Below are 4,058 nucleotides of genomic sequence, written 5' to 3'. Positions count from 1 at the left end.
TCCGCCGCGCCAAGCTGATGAACCTGTCGATCAGCTGCGACCACCGCGTCGTCGACGGCTGGGACGCGGCCAGCTACGTCCAGGCGCTCAAGCGGTATCTGGAGACGCCCGTCCTGCTGTTCGCCGATTGACGGCACTTACCGGCATCCGTTCGCGTTCACTCCCCGAACCCGAACGGAGTTTTTCCATGCCCGACACCGACAAGAACCCGGAACCGCGCGTTTACGGACAGGCGGACGAGTCGAACCGCAACCCGCCCGCGCCCGGCGGGATGCGCGGCGAGCAGGGGAACACCCTGGCCGATCCGAATCCCGAACAGACCCAGGACGAACGCGTCCAGGGCGCGACGATCACCGTGACCGAAGTGTCGGGCACCGCCTTCGCCGAAAAGACCGGTCGCTCCGGACTGGCCCGCGAAGGGTCGATCGACGGAAAGGTCGACTAGCCGCGCCTTTTCTGGATCGTCCCGGTGACCTTGCGCGCAAGGATGCGGGGCAGGAAGCGGACGCTGTCGGCCATGAGCGTATTGATCGTCCCCGACACCTTGACCGCGCTGTTCGCCCGGACCGCGGCGAGCCCGTCGCGCACCACGGCGTCGGCGTCGGCCCATACGGCGTCGAAGCTTGCCAGATCTTTCATGCCCGCGCGGTCGGCGAACTCGGTGCGGGTCGGGCCGGGGCACAGCGCCGACACGCGTACGCCCTTGTCCCGTACCTCCTCGTGCAGCGCCTCCGAGAAGCTCAGTACGAAAGCCTTGCTGGCGTAGTATACCGCCATCCACGGGCCGGGCTGGAAGGCGGCGGTCGAGGCGACGTTTAGGATGCCGCCCGACCCGCGCGCGATCATTTGTGGTAGGACACCGTGCGCGAGCGCGACCAGCGCGCGGCAGTTGACGTCGACGATGCCGAGCTGTTCGTCGCGATCGAGTTCCGCGAACCCACCGCGCGCGCCGTAACCCGCGTTGTTGACGAGCAGGTCGATCGACAGCCCGGCCGCCGCGACGTCGGCGAGCAACTCCTCCGTCGCGCCCGGCCGCGCGAGGTCGGCGGCGAACACGTGGACGGCGACCCCGTGCGCGGCGCGAAGCTTGGTGGCCAGCGCCTCGAGCCGGTCAACGCGGCGCGCGGTCAGGATCAGGTCTTGCCCCTCTTTCGCCAACGCGCGGGCAAAACCGTCGCCGAGCCCGGCGGACGCGCCGGTCACGAGTGCGGTGGGCATATCGCGCGCTCCCCACATGGTCCGTTACCCCAGCGAAGGCTGGGGTCTCCCGCCGGGGGGTGCCCGGTCCGAACCACGAGATCCCAGCCTTCGCCGGGATGACGGAAAAGACAAGATGTCCAACGCGGCCGGCGTCGCATGAAAGACCAGCTTGCTTGCGCTCTCGTGCCGCGCGGGTCGCGCGAGCGGTCGCCCGCCTAGACGATCTCGAACAAGCCGGCCGCGCCCATTCCGCCGGCGGTGCACATCGACACCACGACCCACCGTACGCCGCGCTTGCGACCTTCGATCAGCGCGTGGCCGACCAGCCGCGAGCCCGTCATCCCGAACGGGTGGCCGACCGCGATCGCGCCGCCATCGACATTGTACTTCTCCGGATCGATGCCGAAATGGTCGCGGCAGTACAGGCATTGCGACGCGAACGCCTCGTTGAGCTCCCACAGGCCGATGTCGGCCACCGACAGCCCGGCGCGGTCGAGGAGCTTGGGGATCGCGAAGACGGGGCCGATGCCCATCTCGTCGGGCTCGCATCCCGCCGCCTGGAAGCCGCGATAGACGCCGAGAATGTCCTTTCCCTCGGCCTGAGCGGTCGCGCGGTCCATCAGCAGCTGCGCCGACGCGCCGTCGGACAGTTGGCTGGCGTTGCCGGCGGTGACGCTCATGCCCGGCCCGCTGAACTCGCCGCCCGCCCAGACGGTCTTGAGCCCGCGCAGGGCGTCGAGCGTGGTGCCGGGGCGGATGCCCTCGTCCTGCGCGAGCGTCACCGTCTCGGTGCCGGTGCGGTTGCCTTCCTTGTCGAACAGCGCCTTGTCGACGGTTACGGCCACGATCTCCTCGGCGAACGCGCCCCGGGCGAGGGCGGCGGCGGCGCGTTGCTGCGACTGGGCACCGTATTCGTCCTGAGCGTCGCGGCTGATGCCGTAGCGCCGCGCGACGATCTCGGCGGTCTCGATCATCGGGATGTAGGCGGCGGGCACGACGGCGGTGACCGAGCCGTTGACGTGACGCGGCGCGTCCTTGGTGACGGTGAGGCTGATCGACTCCATCCCGCCCGCGAGCGCGACGTCGATCTCGTCGCACATGATCGACCGCGCGGCGAGCGCGACCGCCGTCAGCCCCGACCCGCATTTGCGGTCGAGCGTGAAGGCGGGAACGGAGCGCGGCAGGTCGGCGGCGAAGCCCGCCATCCGCCCGGCGTTGCCCCCTTGCGTCCCCCACTGGTTGCCGACGCCCCAGAAGATCTCGTCGATGCGCGCCGGATCGACGTCCGCGCGCTCCACGACCGCGTTCATGACGTGCGCGGCGAGCACGGGCGCCTCGGTGGCGTTGAAAGCGCCGCGGTAAGCCTTGCCGATGGCGGTGCGGGCGGTGGAGACGATCGCTGCTTCGCGCATGGGAGTGCCTTTCGGGGAATGGGTATGCGCGGGGTCTAGCGCGCGCGGCGGTCCTGGGCGAGGGGGGAGAGGAGGAGACCGGGTGATGACGAACGCCGTGGAGATGAGGCGCGACGGGCATGTCGCGATAGTGACGTTCAGCCGTCCGCCGCATAATTTCGCCGACCTGGCGCTGATCGAGGCGATCGGCGCGGCGTTCGACGCGGCGGACGGGGACAGGGAGGTACGGGCGATCGTGCTCCGGTCGGAGGGGCGGGTGTTCTGCGCGGGGGCGGACCTCGCCAATGCCAATCCCGTCGCGGAGGAACGCCCAGAGGGCGAGCGCAACCCGTTCTACATTGCCGCGGCCAAGCTGTTCGGGGTCGCGAAGCCGGTGGTGGCCGCGGTGCAGGGGTCGGCGGTCGGGGCGGGGCTAGGGCTGTCGCTGGTCGCCGATTTCCGGATAGCCGCCCCGGAAGCGCGGTTCGTCGCCAATTTCGTCCAGCTCGGTTTCCATCCGGGTTTCGGCATCTCGGCGGTGCTGGAGCGGATCGTGGGGCGTCAGCGCGCGCTCACCATGCTGTTGACCGGGCGGCGGATCGGGGGCGGGCAGGCGTTCGAATGGGGGCTGGCGGACCAGCTCGCCCCGACGGGCGGGGTCGATGATGCGGCGCTTGCGCTGGCGGCGGAGATCGCGACGGGCGCGCCGCTGGCGGTCCGATCGACGCGGGCGACGCTTCGGGGCGATCTGGCGCGGCTGGTGGCGGAGGCGACCGACCATGAACTCGCGGAGCAGGCGTGGTTGCAGAAGACGGCAGACTTCGCGGAGGGGGTGAGGGCGGTGAACGAACGACGGCCGGGGCGGTTCGTGGGGGAGTAGGTTCGTTCGCGTCCTCTCCCGCTTTCGCGGGAGAGGGACAGGCGCGTGAGCGCCAGGGTGAGGGACGAACCTTGCCCGGAAGTGCCCTCATCCGACCTCGCTGCGCTCGGCCACCTTCTCCCGCGAAAGCGGGAGAAGGATTTAGCGCATCAGCACGAGTTCTTCCGCCATCGTAGGATGCAACGCGACCGTCGCATCAAAGTCGTCTTTGGTCAGCCGCGCCTTGATCGCCACCGCCGCCGCCTGGAGGATCTCCGGCGCGTCCGGGCCGATCATGTGGAGCCCGACGATCCGCCCCGTCTCGCTTTCGCAAATCATCTTGTAGAGCGCGCGCTCGTCTCGGCCCGCCAGCACGTTCTTCATCGGACGGAAGTCGGAGGTGTAGACCTTCACCGACCCCAGCGTGTCGCGGGCCTCCCCCTCCGTCATGCCGACGGCGGCGATGGGCGGGTGGCTGAATACGGCGGAGGGGACGTCGTGGTAGTCGACGGTGGTCGGCTTGCCCCCGAACACCGTGTCGGCGAAAGCCTGGCCCTCGCGGATCGCGATGGGGGTCAGCTGGATGCGGTTGGTGACGTCGCCGATCG

The 4,058-nt window shown here is 69.8% G+C and carries 5 protein-coding genes and 1 pseudogene; 3 read left to right on the top strand and 3 right to left on the bottom strand.

The window, feature by feature from the left end; genetic code table 11:
- Both ACFE71_RS15110 and ACFE71_RS15105 read left to right on the top strand, forming a co-directional pair.
- Window positions 1–131, top strand: a 131-nt coding sequence (locus ACFE71_RS15110; protein WP_375429587.1) for a 2-oxo acid dehydrogenase subunit E2, incomplete at its 5' end; no start/stop codon positions are given.
- Between the two features lie 56 nt (window positions 132–187).
- The gene (locus tag ACFE71_RS15105) at window positions 188–445 is read left to right on the top strand and encodes a hypothetical protein (protein WP_375429586.1); all 258 of its coding nucleotides are present in this window, start codon (window positions 188–190) and stop codon (window positions 443–445) included.
- Here ACFE71_RS15105 and ACFE71_RS15100 read toward each other — a convergent pair.
- On the bottom strand, window positions 442–1,218 hold the full coding sequence (locus ACFE71_RS15100; RefSeq protein ID WP_375429585.1) for an SDR family NAD(P)-dependent oxidoreductase: 777 nt from the start codon (window positions 1,216–1,218) through the stop codon (window positions 442–444). The two genes, ACFE71_RS15105 and ACFE71_RS15100, sit on opposite strands and share 4 nt — an antisense overlap.
- Before the next feature lie 197 nt (window positions 1,219–1,415).
- Window positions 1,416–2,612 carry an acetyl-CoA C-acyltransferase gene (locus ACFE71_RS15095; RefSeq protein WP_375429584.1) on the bottom strand — a complete coding sequence of 399 codons (1,197 nt, stop codon included), beginning with the start codon at window positions 2,610–2,612 and terminating at the stop codon, window positions 1,416–1,418.
- A gap of 85 nt (window positions 2,613–2,697) precedes the next feature.
- Here ACFE71_RS15095 and ACFE71_RS15090 point away from each other — a divergent pair, with 85 nt between their 5' ends.
- On the top strand, window positions 2,698–3,471 hold the full coding sequence (locus ACFE71_RS15090; protein ID WP_375429583.1) for an enoyl-CoA hydratase/isomerase family protein: 774 nt from the start codon (window positions 2,698–2,700) through the stop codon (window positions 3,469–3,471).
- A 141-nt stretch (window positions 3,472–3,612) separates the two neighbouring features.
- Here the strand turns inward: ACFE71_RS15090 and ACFE71_RS15085 are convergent.
- Window positions 3,613–4,058: pseudogene (locus ACFE71_RS15085) on the bottom strand (glutathione-disulfide reductase); the annotation flags it as partial.

The organism is uncultured Sphingomonas sp. (assembly GCF_964237155.1).
Lineage (GTDB): Bacteria > Pseudomonadota > Alphaproteobacteria > Sphingomonadales > Sphingomonadaceae > Sphingomonas.
Note: the sequence above shows the minus strand (reverse complement) of the source record. Positions and strands in the feature narration are given on the sequence as shown.

Coding starts and splice junctions, on each gene's coding strand:
- ACFE71_RS15105 (WP_375429586.1), top strand. CDS start 188: ATGCCCGACACCGACAAGAACCCGGAACCGCGCGTTTACGGACAGGCG.
- ACFE71_RS15100 (WP_375429585.1), bottom strand. CDS start 1,218: ATGCCCACCGCACTCGTGACCGGCGCGTCCGCCGGGCTCGGCGACGGT.
- ACFE71_RS15095 (WP_375429584.1), bottom strand. CDS start 2,612: ATGCGCGAAGCAGCGATCGTCTCCACCGCCCGCACCGCCATCGGCAAG.
- ACFE71_RS15090 (WP_375429583.1), top strand. CDS start 2,698: ATGACGAACGCCGTGGAGATGAGGCGCGACGGGCATGTCGCGATAGTG.